This is a genomic window from Streptomyces sp. NPDC054866, assembly GCF_053610745.1.
Window position 1 is genome coordinate 780,241 of record NZ_JBSGZA010000004.1, and the last position, 19,189, is coordinate 799,429.

Sequence of the window (19,189 nt, forward strand, 5' to 3'; positions counted from 1 at the left end):
GCACCGCACGCGCAACAGAACAAGGGGACGCATGGTCGGCATCAAAGACGTGGCCAAGCACGCCGGCGTGTCGGTGGGCACCGTGTCGAACGTGATCAACCGCCCGGACGTCGTCTCCGAAGAGACACGCCACCGGGTGCAGTCCGTGATCGACCGGCTCGGCTACGTCCGCAGCGAGTCCGCACGGCAGCTGCGCGCCGGGCAGAGCCGCATCATGGCGCTGCTCGTGCTCGACATGGGCAACCCCTTCTTCGTGGACGTCGCGCGCGGTGCCGAGCGGGCCGCGCGCGATGCCGGGCTCCGCGTCATGATGTGCAACAGCGGACAGAGCCCCTCCGAAGAGGCCGAATATCTGGCGCTCTTCGCCGAACAGCGGGTACGCGGCGTCCTGCTGACCCCGGCGGACGCCACGGGGCGGAACATCGAGGCCTTCCGCAGACACGCCATCCCGTTCGTCCTGGTCGACCGGGTCGCCGAGGGCGCCACCGAGTGCTCCGTCTCCGTGGACGACGTCCTCGGCGGGGCGCTCGCGGTGCGCCATCTCGTCGACACGGGGCACCGCAGCATCGCGTACGTGAGCGGCCCGCCCGGGCTCAACCAGGTCAAGGACCGCAGGGAGGGGGCGCTGCAAGCACTCGCCGAAGCCGGACTGCCGGCGTCGGCGCTGCGGGAGCTGCCCACCGAACGCCTCGACGTGGCCGCCGGACGCGACGCGGGCGCCCGCGTCCTCGGCCTCGCCGAGCGGCCGACCGCCGTCTTCTGCGCCAACGACCTGCTCGCGCTCGGGGTGCTCCAGGCGATGTACGCGGCCGGGGTGAGCGTGCCCGAGGAGATCGCCATCGTCGGCTACGACGACATCGAGTTCGCCGCCGCGGCCGTCGTCCCGCTCACCTCGGTGCGCCAGCCCGCCATCAAGATGGGCGCGATGGCCGCGGAACTCCTTCTGGAGGAGACCGAGTCGGACGCGGACCCCGCCGAGCACGACCACCGGCGCGTGGTGCTCCAGCCGGAGCTCGTGGTGCGGCGCTCCAGCTTGACGCCCCGCTGATCGCCGGTGGGGCGGATGTGCTGGACTGGGGCGAACCGTCCCGTTCACGTATGCCGCCAGGAGCCCTCTTGACCGTCGCCACCGCCACCGCCTCCTACAGCCAGCCCGGAGTCGTCCTCACCGACCACCGCTTCTCCGTGCCCCTCGACCACGACGACCCGGCGGGGGAGCGGATCGAGGTCTTCGCCCGCGAGGCCGTGGCGAAGGCGCACGGGGACCACGGGGACCACGGGGGCGCCGACCTGCCGTGGCTGGTGTATCTCCAGGGCGGCCCGGGCTTCGGGGCCAACCGGTTCGTCGGCAAGGAGGCGTGGCTCGGCAGGGCCTTGCAGGACTACCGGGTGCTGCTCCTCGACCAGCGCGGAACAGGCAGCTCTACTCCGGCGACGCGCCAGACGCTCCCGCTGCGCGGCGGACCCCGCGAACAGGCCGACTACCTCACGCATTTCCGTGCCGACTCCATCGTCCGCGACTGCGAGCTGATCCGGCGCGAGCTGACCGGCGGCGCCCCCTGGACCGTCCTCGGCCAGAGCTTCGGCGGCTTCTGCGCGACCCACTACCTGTCGGCGGCCCCCGAAGGCCTGCACACCGCCATCATCACCGGCGGCCTGCCCACCCTCGACGGCCACGCGGACGACGTCTACCGCGCCGCCTACCCGCGCATGGAGCGCAAGACCCGCGCCCACTACGCCCGCTACCCCCAGGACGTCGAGCGCGCCCGCCGCATCGCCGCGCACCTCGCCGAGCACGAGCCGGTCCTCAACGGCGGCTACCGCCTCACCGTCGAGGCGTTCCAGTCCCTCGGCATGCTGCTCGGCACGGGCGACGGCAGCCACCGCCTCCACTACCTCCTCGAAGACGCCTTCGTGCGGACCCCGGCGGGGCACCAGCTCTCCGACGCCTTCCAGGAAGGCGTACAGGCCGCCCTCTCGCACTGGAGCCACCCGCTCTTCGCGCTCCTGCACGAGTCCATCTACGGCCAGGGCGAGCGGCCCACCGACTGGTCGGCGCAGCGGCTGCGCGGCGAGTTCCCGCAGTTCGACCCGGGCAAGGCGCTCGCCGGGGACGCGCCGCTCCTCTTCACCGGGGAGGCCGTCCAGCGCTGGCAGTTCGACTGCGACCCCGCCCTGCGGCCGCTGCGCGAGACCGCCGACCTCCTCGCCGCACGCACCGGTTGGGCACCCCTGTACGACACGGCACGCCTCGCCGCGAACGAGGTGCCGGCCGCCGCCGCGATCTACCACGACGACATGTACGTCGACACCGAGCACTCGCTGCGCACCGCCCGCTCCATCCGCGGCCTGCGCACCTGGGTCACCGACGAGTACGAGCACGACGGTCTTCGGGTGGGTTCGCCGCGCGTCCTCGACCGGCTCCTCGCCCTCGCCAGGGGCGAGGCCTGAGGGCCTCCTTGAGTGAGGTCCGCGAAGCTAGGCTGCGGGCATGACAGAGCCGTTGACAGAGCCGTTGAACGAGAACGACCAGCTCACCCCCATGCCCGAGGACTGGCAGCGGGCCCTCGCCGTCGTCGCCCACCCCGACGACCTGGAGTACGGCTGCTCGGCCGCGATCGCCGGGTGGACGGACGGCGGGCGCGAGGTCGCCTACCTCCTGGCCAGCCGTGGTGAGGCGGGCATCGACACCCTCGACCCCGCCACGTGCGGCCCGCTGCGCGAGCGCGAGCAGCGGGCGAGCGCGGCCGTCGTCGGCGTGTCGAGCGTGGAGTTCCTCGACCACAGGGACGGCGTGATCGAGTACGGGATCGCGCTGCGCCGCGACATCGCCGCCGCGGTCCGCAGGCACCGGCCCGAGCTCGTGATCACCCTCAACCACCGTGACACCTGGGGCGGCGTCGCCTGGAACACCCCGGACCACGTCGCCGTCGGCCGCGCCACCCTGGACGCCGTCGCGGACGCGGGCAACCGCTGGATCTTCCCCGAGCTGATCGAGGAGGACGCGCTGGAGCCGTGGGACGGCGTGCGCTGGGTGGCCGTCGCCGGTTCGTCCTCGCCCACCCACGCGGTGGACGCGACGGCCGGGCTCGAGCGTTCCGTGGCCTCGCTCCTCGAACACCGCACGTACATCGAGGCGTTGACGACGGAAGACCCTGAGAAGTACTGCCGTGAGTTCCTCATCGGCTACGCCCAGCAGCTGGCACCGCGCTTCGGTGGGAAGCCCGCGGTGGCCTTCGAGGTCTTCAGCCGCTGAGCCACCACCACTACGCTGACGGGACGTCACCGTCCTGACGAACCGTCAGAAATAGAGGCTGGAGCTGGTGCTGGATGATCGACACCATCGGCACGGACATCCCGGAGGGTGAGGAGCGGCTGCGCCTCGACATCGAGGGCGGCCTCGGCATCCTCACCCTCTGCCATCCGCGCAAGCTCAACGCGTGGAGCTGGGAGTCCACGCGTCAGCTCGGCATCTTCGCCGACCGGATCCGCTTCGACGACTCGATCAGGGTGGTGCTGCTGCGTGCGGAGGGGCGGGCTTTCTGTGCGGGGATCGACATCACCGCGCACATCGGCGGTGCGATCGAGGGCCGTTCGGGTTCCGAGCGCACACGCAATTACTACGAGGCCCTGCGCTGGGTCCATGAGCGTTTCCGTACCTTCGCGGGCCTTCCGCAGCCCATCGTGGCCGCCGTGCAGGGGTACTGCCTCGGGTTCGGCTTCGAACTCGCGCTGATGGCGGATGTCCGGATCGCGTCCGACGACGCGGTGTTCGCGCTGCCCGAGGCGCAGATCGGCGTCGCGGTGGACGCGGGCGGCGATCTGCGCATCGCACGCGAGGCCGGTGCGGGCTGGGCCAAACTGCTCTCGCTCACCGGCCGCCGTATCGACGCGGCGACGGCCGAGCGGCTGCGCCTGCTGCAAATCGTCACGCCGGTGGACGAGTTGGCCAAGACGGCCCGGGGGGTCGCCGCGGAGATCGCGGCGAATGCCCCGCTTGCCGTCCAGGGCATCAAGCGGGGCATCGACGCGTACGCGGACGCGGGGATGGACGCGGCCCTGGACCGGGTCGCGATGAACGCGGCGATCACGCTGACGTCGGAGGACTCGCGGGCCGGGTACGCGGCGAAGGGAGAGCGGAGGGCGGCCACCTTCGAGGGGAAGTAGCGCCCGGGGCTGCCCCCCCGGCGGGAGTGGCTATCCCTCGAAACGCCCGCGCCCCATCTGCTCGCGCACCGTCACCACCTCCGGGCTCACCAGGCCCCGCCGCTGCCAGTTCGCGCCGTCGACGACCAGCGTGTGCCCGGTGATGTAGCGGGCGTAGGGCGAGGCGAGGAAGGTTGCCGCCCAGCCCAGTTCGCGCGGGGCGCCGACGCGCAGGGCGGGCTGGCGAGAGCTCAACTCCGCGCGCCGGGCGCCCGGTTCTTCGTGCTCCGCGGTCGTGGCTCGGTCGAGGTTGCCGCGGATGTCGGCGGTCATGTCCTCGTGCGGCATCAGACCCGGCACCAGGCCGTTGACCTGGATCCCGTACGGGCCCCACTCCACCGCCAGGCTCTCGACGAGGCTCTTCACGCCCGCCTTGGCCGCCGCGCTGTGCGCGAAACCGGGGCCGCCGGTCCATGCGTAGGACGCCCCGATGCTGATGACGGAGCCGGGCGTCCCCGCCGCGAGGTGGCGGCGGGCGAACTCCCGCGTCATGAAGAACGTGCCGTTCAGCGTGATGTCCACGACCGAGCGCCACGCGTTCGGGGACATGTCCTCGGCGGGCACGGGGAAGTTCGCCGCCGCGTTGTTGACCAGGACGTCAGGCAGGCCGAACGCGTCCCGCGCCGCGTCGAAGACTTCGGCGACACGTTCCGGCTCCCGGATGTCGCACGGGACGGCCGCCACCCGCCCTCCCAGGCCCGCGAGTTCGTCCCGCGCGGCCTTCAGCCGTTCCTCCTTGCGGCCGGCGATCACCAGATCCGCCCCGAGCCGCGCGAATTCCGCGGCGATCGCCTTGCCGAGGCCACTGCCGCCGCCGGTCACGAGGACGACCGTTCCGTCGTACGTCCCCTCGGGCAGGGCACTGGTGCCGGCCGGGGCGGGAGCCGGCAGCCCCGGCAGCGCCCCTCCGCTCACATCGTCCGTCATGGCCGCATCGTTATCGCGTAACGCTTCAAAGCTCCATGCCCACGCGGAACTCCATACGGCCCGAAGGTGCTCTATTGACAAATGGCATTGCCGATATTGCAATTGCCGCATGGCAGAGAACAGGGCAGCGGACAAGGCGGCCGACGCGGCAGGCGACGACGGCGGTGCGAATCTGGACGGTGTGCTGGCCGAGGTCGGCCCCCGGCTGCGCAGAATCCGCAAGGAGCGCGGTGCGACGCTCGCGGGTCTTGCCGCCGCCACCGGTATCTCCGTGAGCACCCTCTCCCGCCTGGAGTCCGGGAACCGCAAGCCCAGCCTCGAACTCCTGCTTCCCATCGCCCGGGCCCACCAGGTCCCCCTGGACGAGCTGGTCGGCGCCCCGCCCGTCGGCGACCCCCGCGTGCGGGCCAAGCCGATCGTCCGGCACGGTCGCACGATGGTCCCGCTGACCCGCCAGCCCGGCGGCCTCCAGGCGTACAAGGTGTTCGAGCCCTCCCGGTCCGTCCAGCCCGACCCGCAGACCCACGAGGGGTACGAGTGGCTGTACGTCCTGTCGGGGAAGCTGCGGCTCGTGCTTGCCGATCATGACGTGGTCCTCACCGCGGGTGAGGCGGCCGAGTTCGACACGCGGCTTCCGCACTGGTTCGGGTCCACGGGGGAAGGGCCCGCGGAATTCCTCAGCCTGTTCGGGCCGCAGGGCGAGCGGATGCACGTACGGGCGCGGCCCACCCAGCGGACCGCTGAGGACAAGCGCAAAGCGGACTGACGAGACGGTTCCCCTGGCTGCAAGCGACCGCTTAGTATGCGATGGAGCTTGGTCTACGAACGCCCCGTGGAGGCCCCGCATGCAGGCATGGCAAGTGCACCAGAACGGCGAGCCGAGCGCGGTGATGCGCCTCGAAGACGTGGACCGGCCGGTGCCCGGCGAAGGACAGCTGCTCCTCAAGGTCCGCGCCGCCAACATCAACTTCCCTGATGCCCTGCTCTGCCGCGGGCAGTACCAGGTCACACCCCCGCTGCCGTTCACACCCGGCGTGGAGATCTGCGGCGAGACCGAGGACGGGCGGCGCGTGATCGCCAACCCCGCTCTTCCGTACGGCGGATTCGCCGAGTACGCGATCGCGGACGCCGCGGCCGTGCTGCCCGCGCCCGACGCCCTGGACGACGCGGAGGCCGCCGCGCTGCACATCGGCTACCAGACGGGCTGGTTCGGCCTGCACCGCCGCGCGCACCTCCAGGCGGGCGAGACCCTCCTGGTGCACGCGGCCGCCGGGGGAGTCGGCAGCGCGGCCGTCCAGCTCGGCAAGGCGGCGGGCGCCAAGGTCATCGGCGTCGTCGGCGGCGCCGCGAAGGCCGAGGTCGCGCGCGAGCTCGGCTGCGATGTCGTCATCGACCGGCGTACGGAGAACGTGATCGGCGCGGTCAAGGAAGCCACCGGCGGCCGTGGCGCCGATGTCGTCTACGACCCCGTGGGCGGCGACGCGTACACGCAGTCCACGAAGTGCGTCGCCTTCGAGGGGCGGATCATCGTCGTCGGCTTCGCGAGCGGTGTCATCCCGACGCCCGGGCTCAACCACGCCCTGGTGAAGAACTACGCGGTCCTCGGCCTGCACTGGGGCCTCTACAACACCAAGGACCCGCAGGCGATCCTGCGCTGCCACGAGGAGCTCACCCAGCTCGCGGCCAAGGGTGCCATCAAGCCGCTCATCAGCGAGCGCGTCCCGCTGAGCGAGGCGCCCGCCGCCGTCCAGCGGGTCGCCGACGGCGTCACCACGGGGCGGGTGGCCGTGATTCCCGAGGGAGGCGACGTATGACGGACGCCGCCGAACTGCGCCGCCGCACCCAGGAGTTCCTCGCCGCGCACCCCCCGGCGGCGACGGAGCGCGCGGCCTTTCTCAAGGCCCGCTTCGACGCCGGTCTCGCCTGGGTGCACTACCCGGAGGGGCTCGGCGGGCTCGGAGCCCCGCGTTCTCTGCAGGCCGTCGTGGACGCCGAGTTGGAGGCCGCGGGCGCGCCCGACAACGAGCCGCGCCGCATCGGCATCGGCCTCGGCATGGCCGCGCCGACCATCCTGCGCTTCGGCACCGAGGAGCAGAAGCGCAGCTTCCTGCGGCCGCTGTGGGTCGGCGACGAGGTGTGGTGCCAGCTCTTCAGCGAGCCGGGCGCAGGCTCCGACCTCGCCGCCCTCGGCACGCGCGCCGTCCGTGATGGCGACACCTGGGTGGTCAACGGGCAGAAGGTGTGGACCTCGGGCGCGCACGCCGCCCGCTGGGCCATCCTCATCGCCCGCACCGACCCGGAGGTGCCCAAGCACCGCGGCATCACGTACTTCGTCTGCGACATGACCGATCCGGGCGTCGAGGTGCGCCCGCTGCGGCAGATCACCGGCGAGGCAGAGTTCAACGAGGTCTTCCTCACCGACGTACGTATCCCGGACGCGCACCGCCTCGGTGAGATCGGCGACGGCTGGAAGGTCGCGCAGACCACCCTCATGAACGAGCGCGTGTCGATCGGCGGGGCCCGCATCCCGCGCGAGGGAGGCATGATCGGCCTGGTCGCCGAGACGTGGCGGGACCGCCCCGAACTGCGCACGCACGATCTGCATCAGCGGCTCCTCAAGCTGTGGGTCGAGGCCGAGGTCGCCCGGCTCACCGGGGAGCGCCTGCGCCAGCAGCTCGTCGCGGGGCAGCCGGGGCCCGAGGGCTCGGGCATGAAGCTAGGGTTCGCCCGCCTCAACCAGGAGATCAGCGGACTGGAGGTGGAACTCCTGGGCGAGGAGGGCCTGTTGTACGAGGACTGGACGATGCGGCGGCCCGCGACCGTCGACTTCGTCGGCCGTGACGCGGGCTACCGCTATCTGCGCGCCAAGGGCAACAGCATCGAGGGCGGCACGAACGAAGTGCTGCTCAACATCGTCGCCGAGCGCGTCCTCGGACTGCCCTCCGAGCCGCGCACCGACAAGGACGTCGCCTGGAAGGACCTCGCCCGATGAGTACGCAGACCACCCAGATCCCGCAGCCCCCGCCGCGCGACCTGCTGTACTCCGAAGAGGAAGAGGCGCTGCGCTCGGTCGTGCGCGGCCTCCTCGCCGACCACTGCGACGCCACCGCCGTGCTCGCCCGCACCGAGTCCGCCGAGCCGCACGACCGCGACCTGTGGAAGGCGCTCACGGACGGCATGGGCCTCGCGGGCCTGCTCGTGCCCGAGGAACTCGGCGGCCAGGGCGCCACGCACCGCGAAGCCGCCGTGGTCCTTGAGGAGTTGGGCCGCGCGGTGGTGCCCGTGCCCTATCTGACCAGTGCCGTCGTCGCGACCGAGACGCTGCTGGCCTGCGACAGCGATGCGGCCAGGGAACTGATCGGCGCGCTCGCCTCGGGTCGCAAGGTCGGCGTGCTCGCCGTGCCGCTGGCCACCGCTCCGGGCGGCGTGCTGCCCAACGTACGCGCGGAGGACGGCGCCCTGCACGGCAGCGTCACTGGTGTCGCCGACGCGGTCGCCGCCGATGTGTTCCTCGTGCCGACGGGTGCGGGGCTGTACGCGGTGGACGCGGAAGACGCCGGCGTGAGCGTCGTGCCGCAGACCTCGCTCGACCAGACGCGGCCGCTCGCCACGGTCACCTTCGAAGGGGCACGCGCGCGTGCGGTCGGTCCAGAATCCGGACCCGCTGTACGGCGTGGTCTGCGGGCGGGGGCGGGGCTCCTGGCGTCCGAGCAACTGGGCCTCGCCGACTGGTGCTTGACGGAGACCGTCCGGTACACGAAGGAACGGCACCAGTTCAACCGGCCCGTCGGCTCCTTCCAGGCGCTCAAGCACCGTCTCGCGCAGCTCTGGCTGGAGGTCGTGAACATCCGCGCTGCCGCTCGCAACGCCGCGGACACCCTCGCCGCCGGTAGCGAGGACGCCGATGTCGCGGCGGCTCTCGCGCAGGCCTACGCGTCACCCGCCGCGGTGCACATCGCCGAGGAGGCGCTCCAGCTGCACGGCGGCATCGGCATGACGTGGGAGCACCCCGTCCATCTCCACCTGAAGCGGGCCAAGGCCGACTCGATCGCGCTCGGCACGGTGGGACGGCACCGGGAGGGCTTGGCCGCACTGGTGAACCTGCCCGCTCCCTGACCTCGGCGGCCGCGGCCATCGTGATCCACTCGGTACGGCCCACACGTTTTACCCACCCATTACATGAGGCATAATTGCGACCCGTTCGCAATAACGTTTGATCTTCAGTAGGGGTGTGGAGCATGAGGGCCCGATCGATACGGGGTACGGGCGCGGTAGCGGCGGCCGCCTCACTGGCGGTCGCCGCATCGGCCTGTTCGGCGCCGGGCGACGGCAAGAACACGGGCAGCGCCAAGGACTCCGCGGTCGTCGGTATCGCCTACGAACCGGACACCCTGAGCCCGCTCCTCGGCTACGGCAAGGACGGCAACTCCAAGATCTTCGACGGTCTGCTCACGCACGACGCCGAGATGAAGCTCAAGCCCGCGCTCGCGGCCGAGCTGCCCAAGGTCGGCGACGGCGGCAAGACGTACACGTATCAGCTGCGCAAGGGCGTCAAGTTCAGCGACGGGAAGCCCTTCACGTCCAAGGACGTCGTCTTCACGTACGAGACGATCCTCGACAAGAAGACCAACAACGCCGCCAAGACCGAGCTCGACGCCGTCAAGAACGTCGAGGCGAAGGGCGACGACACCGTCGTCTTCCACCTCAAGTACCCCTACGCGCCGTTCGCCGAGCGCACCGTCCTGCCGATCGCGCCCGAGCACATAGCCGGCAAGCAGGACGTGAACACCGGTGAGTTCACCACCAAGCCGGTCGGCACGGGCCCGTACAAGCTCGTGAAGTGGTCCAAGGGCGAGAAGCTCACCTTCAAGGCCAACCCCGGGTACTGGGGCGGCGCGCCGAAGGTCAAGAACTTCACCATGGCGATCATCAAGGACGACGACATCCGTGCCACCCGGCTCGACGCCGGTGAGCTCGACGGGGCGATCCTGCCGCCCAACCTCGCGAAGAAGTACGAGAGCGACGGCAACAAGAAGTCGTACGCGGCCAAGACCTTCGACTACCGCGTGGTGACGCTGCCCACCGGCAACAAGGTCACGGGCGACACCGACATCCGGCGCGCACTCGACTCCGGCGTCGACCGCAAGGCCATGGTCGACTCGATCCTGGACGGCGCGGGCAAGGAGGCCTACGGGCCCGTCCCGACCGACAGCCCCTGGTTCACCAAGGGCACCGAGCGCAAGCACGACCTGGCCAAGGCCAAGAAGATCCTCGACAAGGCGGGCTGGAAGCCGGGCAAGGACGGCATCCGCGAGAAGGACGGCGTCCAGGCGACGTTCCCGCTCTGGTACCTCTCCGGCGACAAGCTCCGCCAGGACCACGCGCTCGCCTACGCATCCGACGCCAAGAAGCTCGGCATCAAGGTGCAGGTCCAGGCAGGTACGTGGGAGGTCATCGAGCCGCGCATGCCCAAGGACGCGGTCCTCGCGGGCGGCGGCTCCCCGGCCGACCCGGACTTCGACCAGTACACCCTCCTGAAGTCCTCACTCGCCGGTGACGGCTTCAACAACATGGCCCACTACGACAACCCCAAGGTCGACAAGGCGCTCGACGAGGCCCGCGAGAGCGGCGACCACGCCAAGCGGCAGGCCGCGTACGACACCATCCAGCGTGAGCTGGTGAAGAACCCGGGCTACACCTTCCTCACCCACATCGACCACCTCTACGTCGTCGACAAGCGCTTCGGCGACCTGACCACCCAGACCGAGCCGCACGACCACGGCCTCGCGTCGGGCCCGTGGTGGAACGTCGAGGACTGGCAGCCGAAGCAGTGAAAACCGCGCTCCACAAGCTCCCCTGGGGGCCGATGGCGCGCATGACGGGACGGCGGGCCCTGTTCGCCGTCCCGGTCCTGCTCGCCGTGACCTTCGGCGTCTTCGCGATCGCCGCCGCGTCCCCCTTCGACCCCGTCAAGGCGTACGCGGGCACGGCCGGGCTCACCGCGTCGCAGGAGAATCTCGACCAGCTGCGTGCCAACCTCGGCGTCGACCAGCCGCTCGTGCAGCGTTGGTGGGACTGGCTGACGTCGGCCGTGCACGGTGACCTCGGGGATTCGAGCACCTTGCGCCAGCCCGTCTCGGACGTCATCGGTGAGCGCATCGGCTGGTCCGTGCTGCTCGCCGCCACCGCGTTCCTGCTCGCGATCCTCGTCGGCACCACGCTCGGCGTCCTCGCCGCGCGCCGCCCCGGCGGCTGGCTCGACCGCGCCGTGACCTCGCTCGCGTACACGCTCGAAGCCGCCCCGCCGTTCTGGATCGGCCTGCTCGCCGTCTGGCTGTTCGCCCTGAAGCTCGGGGTGCTGCCGTCCGGCGGGCTCACGGACACCGCGAGCTCGGCCGTCACCGCCGGGCAGGTCGCGAGCCATCTGGTGCTGCCCGCCGCCGTCCTGGCGATCTCGCAGCTGCCGTGGTTCGTCCTCTACGTACGCCAAGGGGTCGGCGACGCGCTCGGTGACGACCCCGTCCGTGGGGCACGCGCGCGTGGCCTCGCCGAACGGACCGTCCTCCTCGGGCACGCCTTGCGCTCGGGCATGCTGCCGGTGCTCACGCTGATCGGCTCCCGCGTGCCCGAACTGATCACCGGTGCGCTCATGGTGGAGACCGTCTTCAGCTGGCCCGGCATCGCGGCGGCCACCGTGTCGGCGGCGACCGCCGTGGACTTCCCGCTGCTCGCCGCGCTCACCGTCCTCGCCACGGCCGCGGTGCTCCTGGGCAACCTCCTGGCCGACCTGCTGTACGGCCTCGCCGACCCGAGGGTGGGATTCGATGGCTGAGACGACCACATGGCGTGCCTCCCTGGGGAGCGCCTCGAAGGCTCGCTCCACGCGCGCGTGGCGGGTCCGTTCCTCCGCGGTGATCGTCGCGGCCGTCGTCCTCGCCGTCCTCGTCGTGCCGCCTCTGGTGAACCTCGACGAACAGGCCGTGGACCTCGCGGCCAAGCTTCAACCGCCGTCCTGGGACCACCCCTTCGGCACCGACGACGTAGGGCGCGATCTGCTCCTGCGCTGCGTGTACGGGCTGCGGGTCTCGCTCCTCGTGGGTGTGGTGGCGGCCGTCGTCGCGACCGTCATCGGCACGGCCGTGGGCGCGCTCGCCGCCGCGTCGGGCGGCTGGGTCGACCGGGTCGTGATGCGGCTCGTGGACGTCTTCTCGTCCGTACCGCACCTGCTGCTCGGCATCTTCATCGTGGCGATGTTCCGACCGGGCGTATGGCCGGTGGTCGTCTCGGTGGCGCTCACGCACTGGCTGTCCACGGCCCGCATCGTGCGCGCCGAGGTCCTTTCCCTGCGCTCGCGTCCGTACGTCGACGCCGCCATCTCCGGCGGTGCGTCGCGGATGCGCGTGACCGTGCGCCATCTGCTGCCCGGCGTGCTCCCGCAGGCCGGACTCGCCGCCGTCCTGATGGTCCCGCACGCCATCTGGCACGAGTCCGCGCTGTCCTTCCTCGGGCTCGGACTCCCCACCCACCAGGCGAGCCTCGGCACCCTCGTGCAGAGCGCGCGCGGCTCGCTCCTCGCCGGGGACTGGTGGCCGACGCTCTTCCCCGGCCTGTTCATCATCGTGCCCACCCTGGCGATCGCGGGCCTCGCGGGCGCCTGGCGGGAACGGATCAATCCCCGGCGCCGATCGGAGCTGATGCTGTGACCGCCGTGACCGAGCCCGTCTCGTCCCCGGTGCTTTCCGTACGAGGACTCTCCGTACGGTTCCGCATGCGCGGCGACACCTTCGTCTCCGCCGTCACCGACGCCCACTTCGACCTGGCGGCCGGGGAGTGCCTGGCCCTCGTCGGCGAGAGCGGCTGCGGCAAGTCCGTGCTCGCCTCGGCGCTGCTCGGGCTGCTCCCGCAGAACGCGGAGACCGCCGGGTCCGCGCTCATCGGCGACGTGGACCTCCTGACCGCCGACGAGCGCACCCTGGCCCGTACGGTCCGCGGGCGTCGCGTCGGTCTCGTACCGCAGAGCCCGGCCGCGCACCTGACGCCGGTACGCACGGTCCGCGCCCAGCTGGAGGAGACCCTGCGGGAACTTGCGGACGTGCGCCGCCCGCAGCTGCGCAAGGCGGCCGAAGCCGCCGCCGAGCGCGCCGCGTTCCCCGCAGGGCACCTCGACCGCTACCCGCACGAACTCTCCGGCGGACTCGCCCAGCGCGCCGCCACCGCGCTCGCGCTCATCGGCGACGCGCCCCTGCTGCTCGCCGACGAACCGACGACGGGCCTCGACCGCGACCTCGTCGACCGCACCGTGGACGAGCTGCGCAAGCACGTCGGTGACGACCGCGCGCTGCTCCTGATCACCCACGACCTGGCGGCCGCCGAACGCATCGCGGACCGCGTCGCCGTGATGTACGCCAGCCGCATAGTCGAACTCGCCGACGCCGAGGACTTCTTCGGCACCCCCGGCCCCCGCCACCCCTACGCGCGCGGCCTCCTGAACGCCCTCCCGGAGCGGGAGTTCACGCCGATCCCCGGCATGCCGCCCGAACTTTCCGCGCTGCCGACGGGATGCGCCTTCGCCGCGCGCTGCTCCGGAGCGGACGAGGCCTGCGGGACCGTGCCGCAGGCCGTGGCCGGAGTCGCCTGCCACCACCCCCACACGGCGGCCGTGCTGGAGGCACCCCGTGCTTGAACTCCGTTCCATCACCGCCGGATACGACCGCCGCGCCCCCGTCATGCGCGGCGTGGACCTCACGCTCGCGCCCGGCGCCTCCGTCGGACTCCTCGGCCCCAGCGGCTGCGGCAAGTCGACCCTGGCCCGGGTGGCCGCCCTGCTGCACAAGCCCGACGCGGGCCGCGTCGTCATCGACGGCGAGCCCGCCCGCGGCTGGCGGCACCGCGCCCCCCGCGCCCAGCGCACCGCCTTCGGCGTCGTCTTCCAGCAGCCGCGCCTCTCCGCCGACCCGCGCCTCACCCTCACGGACCTGATCGCCGAGCCGCTCCGTGCGACCGGCCGCAGCAGCGAAGCCACCGAGCGCGTACGGAAGTTGGCGGCCACGGTCGGCCTCGGCGAGGACCTCCTGGGCCGCAGGCCGCACGAGGTCAGTGACGGCCAGCTCCAGCGCGCCTGCCTGGCCCGCGCCCTTGTGCTCCGCCCGCGCTGGCTGATCTGCGACGAGATGACGGCGATGCTCGACGCCTCGACGACGGCGGCACTCGTGCACGCCGTGGAGGAGTACCGGCGCGAGAGCGGCGCCGGACTGCTCGCGGTCGGGCACGACCGGGTGCTCCTGGAGCGGTGGTGCGAGCGGACCGTCCACTGGGCCGAGCTGGTGGGAGAGACACCGCGCGACGCGTGACGCGTCCGGAGTTAACGCAGAGCGTCGATAGCGCCAACTCCCGGCCCGAAGGGGTTTCTTGACGCGAGCATGGCCTCATACTCACTGAGGCCCGCCCGTCGTCATCGCCCCTTCCCGGGAGTCTCCGTGGCACTCATCACCCGTCGTAGAGCCCTGACCATCGGCGCCGCACTCGCCGGCACCGCCGCCGTCCCCACGTACGCCCAGGCCACCGAGCGAGGGCATCACCCACGCCCCCTCATCCGCGCCCACGCGCACAACGACTACGAGCACCCCCGGCCCCTGTTCGACGCGCTCGACCACCGCTTCGGCAGCGTCGAGGCCGACATCTACCTCGTCGACGGTCAGCTCCTGGTCGCGCACGACCCCATAGACCTCGATCCCGCCCGCACCCTCGAATACCTCTACCTGGACCCCCTGGCCGCCCGCGTGCGCGCCAACCACGGCTCCGTGTACCGCGGTTACCACCGCACTCCCTTCCAGCTCCTGATCGACATCAAGACCGAGGGCGCGGCGACGTACCTGGAACTCGACCGGCATCTGCGGCGCTACCGGCACCTGTTCACCACGTACTCCCACGGCAAGGTGCGCCGCGGACCCGTGATGGCCGTCATATCCGGTGACCGGGCCGCCCGCGCGCCGATGGAGGCCCAGCGCGTGCGCCGCGCCTTCTACGACGGCCGCCTCGCCGACCTGGGCGGCCCGGCGCCCGCCTCGTTCATCCCGCTGATCAGCGACAACTGGACGCTCAACTTCAGCTGGCGGGGCGTCGGCGCGATCCCCGCCGCCGAGCGCGACAAGCTGCGCTCCATCGTCGGAGCCGCCCACAAGCGCGGGCAGCGCGTCCGCTTCTGGGCGACGCCCGACCTGGCGGGCCCGGCACGCGACGCGGTATGGGGTGAGCTCCTCGCTGCCGGCGTCGACCACTTGAACACGGACGACCTGGCGGGGCTCGAAGCGTTCCTCGACGCCCACAGGCAGTAGGTCCCGGCGCGGCTGAAGCAACGCCCCCGCACATAACACCCGTTCGGAGGACATGCCGGTCGCCCGGACGGTCCCTCCGCTACGCCACACTCGGCCGAAAGCCGCGGTGTTGACGTGGCGGAGGAGGTTGTCCCCATGGCCATTTCGGTCTCTGTGGTGCTGCTGCTCGTGATCCTGGCAGTGGTCTTTCTGCGCAACGGCGCGCTGAAGTTCTCGCACGCCCTGGTCTGTGCGCTGCTCGGCTTCTATCTGGCGAGTTCGAGCATGGCGCCGACCATTCACAACGGGGTCACGGCCGCCGCGGACATCGTCAGCGGCCTGCAGCCCTGATCAGCCCCCGGAGAACACGCCGATCCCGTTCGGCACCGCGCGTTCCACGCCGCCGCTCGGGTTGTTGCGTACGGTGACGGACTCCGCGCCCGGGGCCCTCGCGACCAGGGTGGTGGACGAGGCCAGGGTGGAGGAGCCTCCGCCGTCCAGGCTGAAGCCGTCCCGCGCGCCCAACCCCCGCAGGGTGTCCGCGACTTCGGCGATGGTCAGCCCCGAGCGGAACTCAGGGGAGCCGTCCAGGGAGAGCAGCAGGAGGCGTCGGCCGTCGTCGGAGATTCCCGCAGCCGTCCGCACGGCCGATGTGACGGAGTCGAGGCCCGGCAGCGGGGCGCCGTCGCGCAGGACGGGGAATCCGCCGAGCGCGAAGCGGAACGCGACGCGCGACTCGGCCGCCACCAGGCGGTGCCTGACCGCAACCCGGTCGCCGATCGCGAGCTTGCGCAACTCCTGAGCACCCGCCTCACGTCCCACGAGGACCGTCGTGCCGCGGGCGACCGGACCGCTGCCTGGTGTGCCCGCGGAGTCCACGACACGGCCGCCGCGGACTGCCACCTCGTGGGTGTCCGTGCTACAGGGAGCGCCGCGGTTCGTGTCCGTGCCGCAGGTGGAGCGCACCCGCGATGTACTGCCCCAGTCGCTGGTGAACGCGCCGACGGAACCCACCGGGAGGGCGTACTGATTGAGCCCGCCGAGCGGCAACCGTGTCTCCAGGGTCCGTACTTCACCGTCGAGGCGGAGGTTGTCCATGCGGGCCCGGCGGTCGAAGCCCACGCCGAGCACGGCTTGGGTCGTCACGCCGGGAGGCATCGCGGGCCCGAAGCGCTGACCGTTCGGCACCGCCGCCTTGAGGGCCCGGCCGCGTGCGACCGCGGGGCCGACGGGCGCGCCGGTGGGCTCTACGCCGGGATGCTGGGTCTCGGAGATGTTGAAGAAGTCGCCGTTGATCCCGCCGACCGCTCCCGCGTTGTCCGCGAGCGCGGAGACGACGGAGCGGGCGCCCACCGCCCCCGGATAGAGCAGGTCGACGCCCGTGCGCGGATCGCTCAGGTCGACGTCGAGCAGATGCGCGCGTGCCATGCCGTGAGAGGCCGGGATGTCGAAGTACCGGTACTGCACGCCCGGCGCGATCCGCGACGCGGCCGTCTTCCCGTCCGCCTCCACGCCGCCGGCCGGTGCCGCCCCCATCAGGGCCGCACCGGCCAGCGTGCCGAATGCCGTCATTATCGAGAGCGCCGCTCTCGCCGTTCTGAACCGTCCCAAGATGTGCTTGCGCCGTGATGTCACGCATGCCCCCTGAAGTCTTCCTGGCCGACCAACCGCCTCAGTCTGAGGGTCGGTCAGAAAGTGCACCAGAGGGGAGCGCCGGACGGGTGCAGGAGCGGTGGCTAGGTGCCGACCAACCGGGAACGGATGAGGAAACGTACGCCTTCCGGGGCTTCGAGGGAGAAGCCGCTGCCACGGCCCGGCACTACGTCCACGATCAGCCGGGTGTGGCTCCACACGTCGTACTGGCTCTTCGACATCCAGAAGGCGACCGGTTCCGCCACCCCTTCCACGGTCAGGGACGCCAGGCGCACATCGGAGTCGCCGGTGCGGAACTCACCCTCCGGATAGCACATGGGCGCGCTGCCGTCGCAGCATCCGCCGGACTGATGGAACATCAGCGGGCCGTGGGCCTCGCGCAGCCGCCGCAGCAGATCGGCGGCGGCAGGGGTCAGCTCCACGCGTGGAGTATCGGTCATGGGCCCATCCAACTCCGGGCAAGGTTGCGAGGAGGTTGCAGGCGAGGCCGCGACGCACAGCGCCGTCGGCCGCACCCCCCCGAATGGCCTCAGGCGAGCAGCACTCGAATGGCCTCAGGCGAGCACCGCCCGAACGGCTTCAGGCGAGCACCGCCCGAACGGCCTTGCCGCGTCGTCCGCTGCCGACGACCTCCAGGCGCGCGGCGAGGTGACGCACCATCGCGAGGCCCCGTCCGCTGTCCCGCTCGGTGCTCGGCTTGAGCACGCGCGGGGCGACGGGACTCGCGTCGTGGACCTCGACCGTCACCTTGTCGTCGGACACCTCAAGGCGCAGACGGCAGGGGCTGTGGCCGTGCTGGGTCGCGTTGGCGACGAGTTCCGACACGATCAGTGTGGCGTCGTCCACCCGCTCGGAGTCCACCTCTGTCAGATGCCGACGGGGCCGGGTGAGGAACGCGGAGGTCAACTTCCGCGCCCGGCCGGCCGATGCGGCTTCCTGTGGCAGTACGTACTCAACGCGGGCGACGTGCCGATGGGCGCGCTTGTGCGCACGCATGGCGACTCACTTCCCTCCCCTGGGACAACCGGCGTGCTCGCGACGACATTCCGCTCACCGGGGCCACGGCATGTCTTGCGCGGCCGATGCTGCCCCACGGTGATGCCCGCCCTCGCTGATCGTCAATCAAGCTCCTGGCAGTGGGGACGCCGCGCTGAGCCCTCGCCGGGTTCGTCGGCGATCAGCCCCTTGTCCGTCAGGGGATGCGCGCCACCGCCGCGTAGACGCCGCTGCCCTCCGCTTCCGGCCGTGCGGCGTCCTTGAACCAGTCCGGGGCCGTCACCAGGCCCGGCTCGACGAGGGTGAGTCCTTCGAAGAAGCGGCTTACCTCGGCGCGGGTCCGGAAGCCGAGCTTGATGCCGCCCTTCGCGTACTCGGCGGTGACCTGCTCCGCCAGCTCCGGGAAGATGTCGGACGCGGCATGCGAGAGCACCAGGTGGCTGCCGGAGGGCAGGGCGTCCAGGAGCGTGCTCACGATGCCGTACGGGTCCTGGTCGTCGGGCAGGAAGTGCATGAGAGCGATGAGGGAGAGGGCGATCGGGCGGTCGAAGTCGAGGAGGCCGCGGGCGTGTCCGAGGATCTCCAGCGGCTCACGGACATCCGCCTGGATGTAGTCGGTCATCCCCTCGGGGTGGCTGACCAGCAGGGCCTCCGCGTGACGCAGCACGATGGGGTCGTTGTCGGTGTAGACGACCCGTGCCGACGGCACTATCTCCTGGACGATCTGGTGGAGGTTCGGCGCGGTGGGGATCCCGGTGCCGATGTCGAGGAACTGGTCCACGCCCTGGGTGGCGAGCCAGGCGCTCGCGCGGTGCATGAACGCGCGGTTCTGCCGCGCCCCGTCCTTCGCCTCGGGCGGCAGCTTCTCGCCCACGGCCTCGTCGACGGGGTAGTTGTCCTTGCCGCCGAGCAGCCAGTCGTAGACACGCGCGGGATGCGGCTTGCTGGTGTCGATCGTCGGCCTGGGCGCACCTGCGGTCATGACGTACTCCGTTGCTGCTGAGAGACGCTTGGGTCGCCGCAGTCTGCCACAGCAACATCACCTGGGGCATGGGGTGTTGGGGCGTGGGTGCGCCAGTCCATGAAGTCGGGTG

The 19,189-nt window shown here is 71.5% G+C and carries 20 protein-coding genes; 15 read left to right on the top strand and 5 right to left on the bottom strand.

Annotated elements, in window-relative coordinates; translation table 11 throughout:
* Window positions 1-31 precede the first annotated feature (31 nt).
* The 4 genes from ACWGI2_RS24190 (at window position 32) to ACWGI2_RS24205 (ending at window position 4,167) form a co-directional block, all read left to right on the top strand.
* Window positions 32-1,048 carry a LacI family DNA-binding transcriptional regulator gene (locus ACWGI2_RS24190; protein WP_453697540.1) on the top strand — a complete coding sequence of 339 codons (1,017 nt, stop codon included), beginning with the start codon at window positions 32-34 and terminating at the stop codon, window positions 1,046-1,048.
* 50 nt (window positions 1,049-1,098) lie between these two features.
* Complete coding sequence (locus ACWGI2_RS24195) at window positions 1,099-2,451, top strand: alpha/beta fold hydrolase (protein WP_453697542.1); 1,353 nt, start codon at window positions 1,099-1,101, stop codon at window positions 2,449-2,451.
* A gap of 40 nt (window positions 2,452-2,491) precedes the next feature.
* Window positions 2,492-3,256: a PIG-L deacetylase family protein gene (locus ACWGI2_RS24200; RefSeq protein ID WP_453697543.1), complete on the top strand. Its 765-nt coding sequence runs from the start codon at window positions 2,492-2,494 to the stop codon at window positions 3,254-3,256.
* 74 nt (window positions 3,257-3,330) lie between these two features.
* Window positions 3,331-4,167, top strand: a complete 837-nt coding sequence (locus ACWGI2_RS24205) for an enoyl-CoA hydratase/isomerase family protein (protein WP_453697545.1) — start codon at window positions 3,331-3,333, stop codon at window positions 4,165-4,167.
* A 30-nt stretch (window positions 4,168-4,197) separates the two neighbouring features.
* On the opposite strand, the gene ACWGI2_RS24210 is transcribed toward ACWGI2_RS24205, so the two are convergent.
* Window positions 4,198-5,133, bottom strand: a complete 936-nt coding sequence (locus tag ACWGI2_RS24210; RefSeq protein ID WP_453697546.1) for an SDR family oxidoreductase — start codon at window positions 5,131-5,133, stop codon at window positions 4,198-4,200.
* 109 nt (window positions 5,134-5,242) lie between these two features.
* Here ACWGI2_RS24210 and ACWGI2_RS24215 point away from each other — a divergent pair, with 109 nt between their 5' ends.
* The 11 genes from ACWGI2_RS24215 to ACWGI2_RS24265 all read left to right on the top strand — a co-directional run bounded on the left by ACWGI2_RS24215 (window position 5,243) and on the right by ACWGI2_RS24265 (window position 15,797).
* On the top strand, window positions 5,243-5,899 hold the full coding sequence (locus ACWGI2_RS24215) for a helix-turn-helix domain-containing protein (protein ID WP_453396388.1): 657 nt from the start codon (window positions 5,243-5,245) through the stop codon (window positions 5,897-5,899).
* A gap of 79 nt (window positions 5,900-5,978) precedes the next feature.
* A complete protein-coding gene (locus ACWGI2_RS24220) occupies window positions 5,979-6,947 on the top strand; it encodes an NADPH:quinone oxidoreductase family protein (RefSeq protein WP_453697547.1) in 969 nt (322 codons plus the stop codon).
* Window positions 6,944-8,125, top strand: coding sequence for an acyl-CoA dehydrogenase family protein (locus ACWGI2_RS24225; protein WP_453697549.1), 1,182 nt, complete (start codon window positions 6,944-6,946; stop codon window positions 8,123-8,125). The genes ACWGI2_RS24220 and ACWGI2_RS24225 overlap by 4 nt, the downstream gene beginning before the upstream one ends.
* Window positions 8,122-9,249: an acyl-CoA dehydrogenase family protein gene (locus ACWGI2_RS24230; protein ID WP_453697551.1), complete on the top strand. Its 1,128-nt coding sequence runs from the start codon at window positions 8,122-8,124 to the stop codon at window positions 9,247-9,249. Before ACWGI2_RS24225 ends, ACWGI2_RS24230 begins: the two co-directional genes overlap by 4 nt.
* 122 nt (window positions 9,250-9,371) lie before the next feature.
* Entirely contained in the window at window positions 9,372-10,967 is a 1,596-nt protein-coding gene (locus ACWGI2_RS24235) for an ABC transporter substrate-binding protein (RefSeq protein ID WP_453697552.1), read from the top strand.
* A gap of 32 nt (window positions 10,968-10,999) precedes the next feature.
* Window positions 11,000-11,965, top strand: coding sequence for an ABC transporter permease (locus ACWGI2_RS24240; protein WP_453396530.1), 966 nt, complete (start codon window positions 11,000-11,002; stop codon window positions 11,963-11,965).
* Window positions 11,958-12,836 (top strand): ABC transporter permease, encoded by an 879-nt coding sequence (locus tag ACWGI2_RS24245; protein WP_453396393.1) that lies wholly within the window; start codon window positions 11,958-11,960, stop codon window positions 12,834-12,836. The genes ACWGI2_RS24240 and ACWGI2_RS24245 overlap by 8 nt, the downstream gene beginning before the upstream one ends.
* A 65-nt stretch (window positions 12,837-12,901) precedes the next feature.
* Window positions 12,902-13,816: an ABC transporter ATP-binding protein gene (locus ACWGI2_RS24250; RefSeq protein ID WP_453697733.1), complete on the top strand. Its 915-nt coding sequence runs from the start codon at window positions 12,902-12,904 to the stop codon at window positions 13,814-13,816.
* Complete coding sequence (locus ACWGI2_RS24255) at window positions 13,809-14,483, top strand: ABC transporter ATP-binding protein (RefSeq protein WP_453697553.1); 675 nt, start codon at window positions 13,809-13,811, stop codon at window positions 14,481-14,483. The genes ACWGI2_RS24250 and ACWGI2_RS24255 overlap by 8 nt, the downstream gene beginning before the upstream one ends.
* Before the next feature lie 126 nt (window positions 14,484-14,609).
* On the top strand, window positions 14,610-15,467 hold the full coding sequence (locus tag ACWGI2_RS24260; protein ID WP_453697555.1) for a phosphatidylinositol-specific phospholipase C/glycerophosphodiester phosphodiesterase family protein: 858 nt from the start codon (window positions 14,610-14,612) through the stop codon (window positions 15,465-15,467).
* Window positions 15,468-15,602: 135 nt separating this feature from the next.
* Window positions 15,603-15,797 (top strand): hypothetical protein, encoded by a 195-nt coding sequence (locus ACWGI2_RS24265; RefSeq protein ID WP_160503040.1) that lies wholly within the window; start codon window positions 15,603-15,605, stop codon window positions 15,795-15,797.
* On the opposite strand, the gene ACWGI2_RS24270 is transcribed toward ACWGI2_RS24265, so the two are convergent.
* From ACWGI2_RS24270 to ACWGI2_RS24285, 4 genes are all read right to left on the bottom strand, one after another.
* The gene (locus ACWGI2_RS24270; RefSeq protein WP_453697556.1) at window positions 15,798-17,018 is read right to left on the bottom strand and encodes a phosphodiester glycosidase family protein; all 1,221 of its coding nucleotides are present in this window, start codon (window positions 17,016-17,018) and stop codon (window positions 15,798-15,800) included.
* A 164-nt stretch (window positions 17,019-17,182) separates the two neighbouring features.
* Window positions 17,183-17,539 (bottom strand): DUF779 domain-containing protein, encoded by a 357-nt coding sequence (locus ACWGI2_RS24275; protein ID WP_453697558.1) that lies wholly within the window; start codon window positions 17,537-17,539, stop codon window positions 17,183-17,185.
* A 139-nt stretch (window positions 17,540-17,678) separates the two neighbouring features.
* The gene (locus ACWGI2_RS24280) at window positions 17,679-18,095 is read right to left on the bottom strand and encodes an ATP-binding protein (protein ID WP_453396398.1); all 417 of its coding nucleotides are present in this window, start codon (window positions 18,093-18,095) and stop codon (window positions 17,679-17,681) included.
* A gap of 196 nt (window positions 18,096-18,291) precedes the next feature.
* The gene (locus ACWGI2_RS24285; RefSeq protein ID WP_453697559.1) at window positions 18,292-19,077 is read right to left on the bottom strand and encodes an SAM-dependent methyltransferase; all 786 of its coding nucleotides are present in this window, start codon (window positions 19,075-19,077) and stop codon (window positions 18,292-18,294) included.
* Window positions 19,078-19,189: the final 112 nt, after the last annotated feature.

Coding starts and splice junctions, on each gene's coding strand:
- ACWGI2_RS24235 (WP_453697552.1), top strand. CDS start 9,372: ATGAGGGCCCGATCGATACGGGGTACGGGCGCGGTAGCGGCGGCCGCC.
- ACWGI2_RS24230 (WP_453697551.1), top strand. CDS start 8,122: ATGAGTACGCAGACCACCCAGATCCCGCAGCCCCCGCCGCGCGACCTG.
- ACWGI2_RS24195 (WP_453697542.1), top strand. CDS start 1,099: ATGCCGCCAGGAGCCCTCTTGACCGTCGCCACCGCCACCGCCTCCTAC.
- ACWGI2_RS24205 (WP_453697545.1), top strand. CDS start 3,331: ATGATCGACACCATCGGCACGGACATCCCGGAGGGTGAGGAGCGGCTG.
- ACWGI2_RS24215 (WP_453396388.1), top strand. CDS start 5,243: ATGGCAGAGAACAGGGCAGCGGACAAGGCGGCCGACGCGGCAGGCGAC.
- ACWGI2_RS24250 (WP_453697733.1), top strand. CDS start 12,902: ATGCGCGGCGACACCTTCGTCTCCGCCGTCACCGACGCCCACTTCGAC.
- ACWGI2_RS24240 (WP_453396530.1), top strand. CDS start 11,000: ATGGCGCGCATGACGGGACGGCGGGCCCTGTTCGCCGTCCCGGTCCTG.
- ACWGI2_RS24280 (WP_453396398.1), bottom strand. CDS start 18,095: ATGCGTGCGCACAAGCGCGCCCATCGGCACGTCGCCCGCGTTGAGTAC.
- ACWGI2_RS24210 (WP_453697546.1), bottom strand. CDS start 5,133: ATGACGGACGATGTGAGCGGAGGGGCGCTGCCGGGGCTGCCGGCTCCC.
- ACWGI2_RS24285 (WP_453697559.1), bottom strand. CDS start 19,077: ATGACCGCAGGTGCGCCCAGGCCGACGATCGACACCAGCAAGCCGCAT.
- ACWGI2_RS24190 (WP_453697540.1), top strand. CDS start 32: ATGGTCGGCATCAAAGACGTGGCCAAGCACGCCGGCGTGTCGGTGGGC.
- ACWGI2_RS24275 (WP_453697558.1), bottom strand. CDS start 17,539: ATGACCGATACTCCACGCGTGGAGCTGACCCCTGCCGCCGCCGATCTG.
- ACWGI2_RS24270 (WP_453697556.1), bottom strand. CDS start 17,018: ATGACGGCATTCGGCACGCTGGCCGGTGCGGCCCTGATGGGGGCGGCA.
- ACWGI2_RS24265 (WP_160503040.1), top strand. CDS start 15,603: ATGGCCATTTCGGTCTCTGTGGTGCTGCTGCTCGTGATCCTGGCAGTG.
- ACWGI2_RS24200 (WP_453697543.1), top strand. CDS start 2,492: ATGACAGAGCCGTTGACAGAGCCGTTGAACGAGAACGACCAGCTCACC.
- ACWGI2_RS24220 (WP_453697547.1), top strand. CDS start 5,979: ATGCAGGCATGGCAAGTGCACCAGAACGGCGAGCCGAGCGCGGTGATG.
- ACWGI2_RS24225 (WP_453697549.1), top strand. CDS start 6,944: ATGACGGACGCCGCCGAACTGCGCCGCCGCACCCAGGAGTTCCTCGCC.
- ACWGI2_RS24245 (WP_453396393.1), top strand. CDS start 11,958: ATGGCTGAGACGACCACATGGCGTGCCTCCCTGGGGAGCGCCTCGAAG.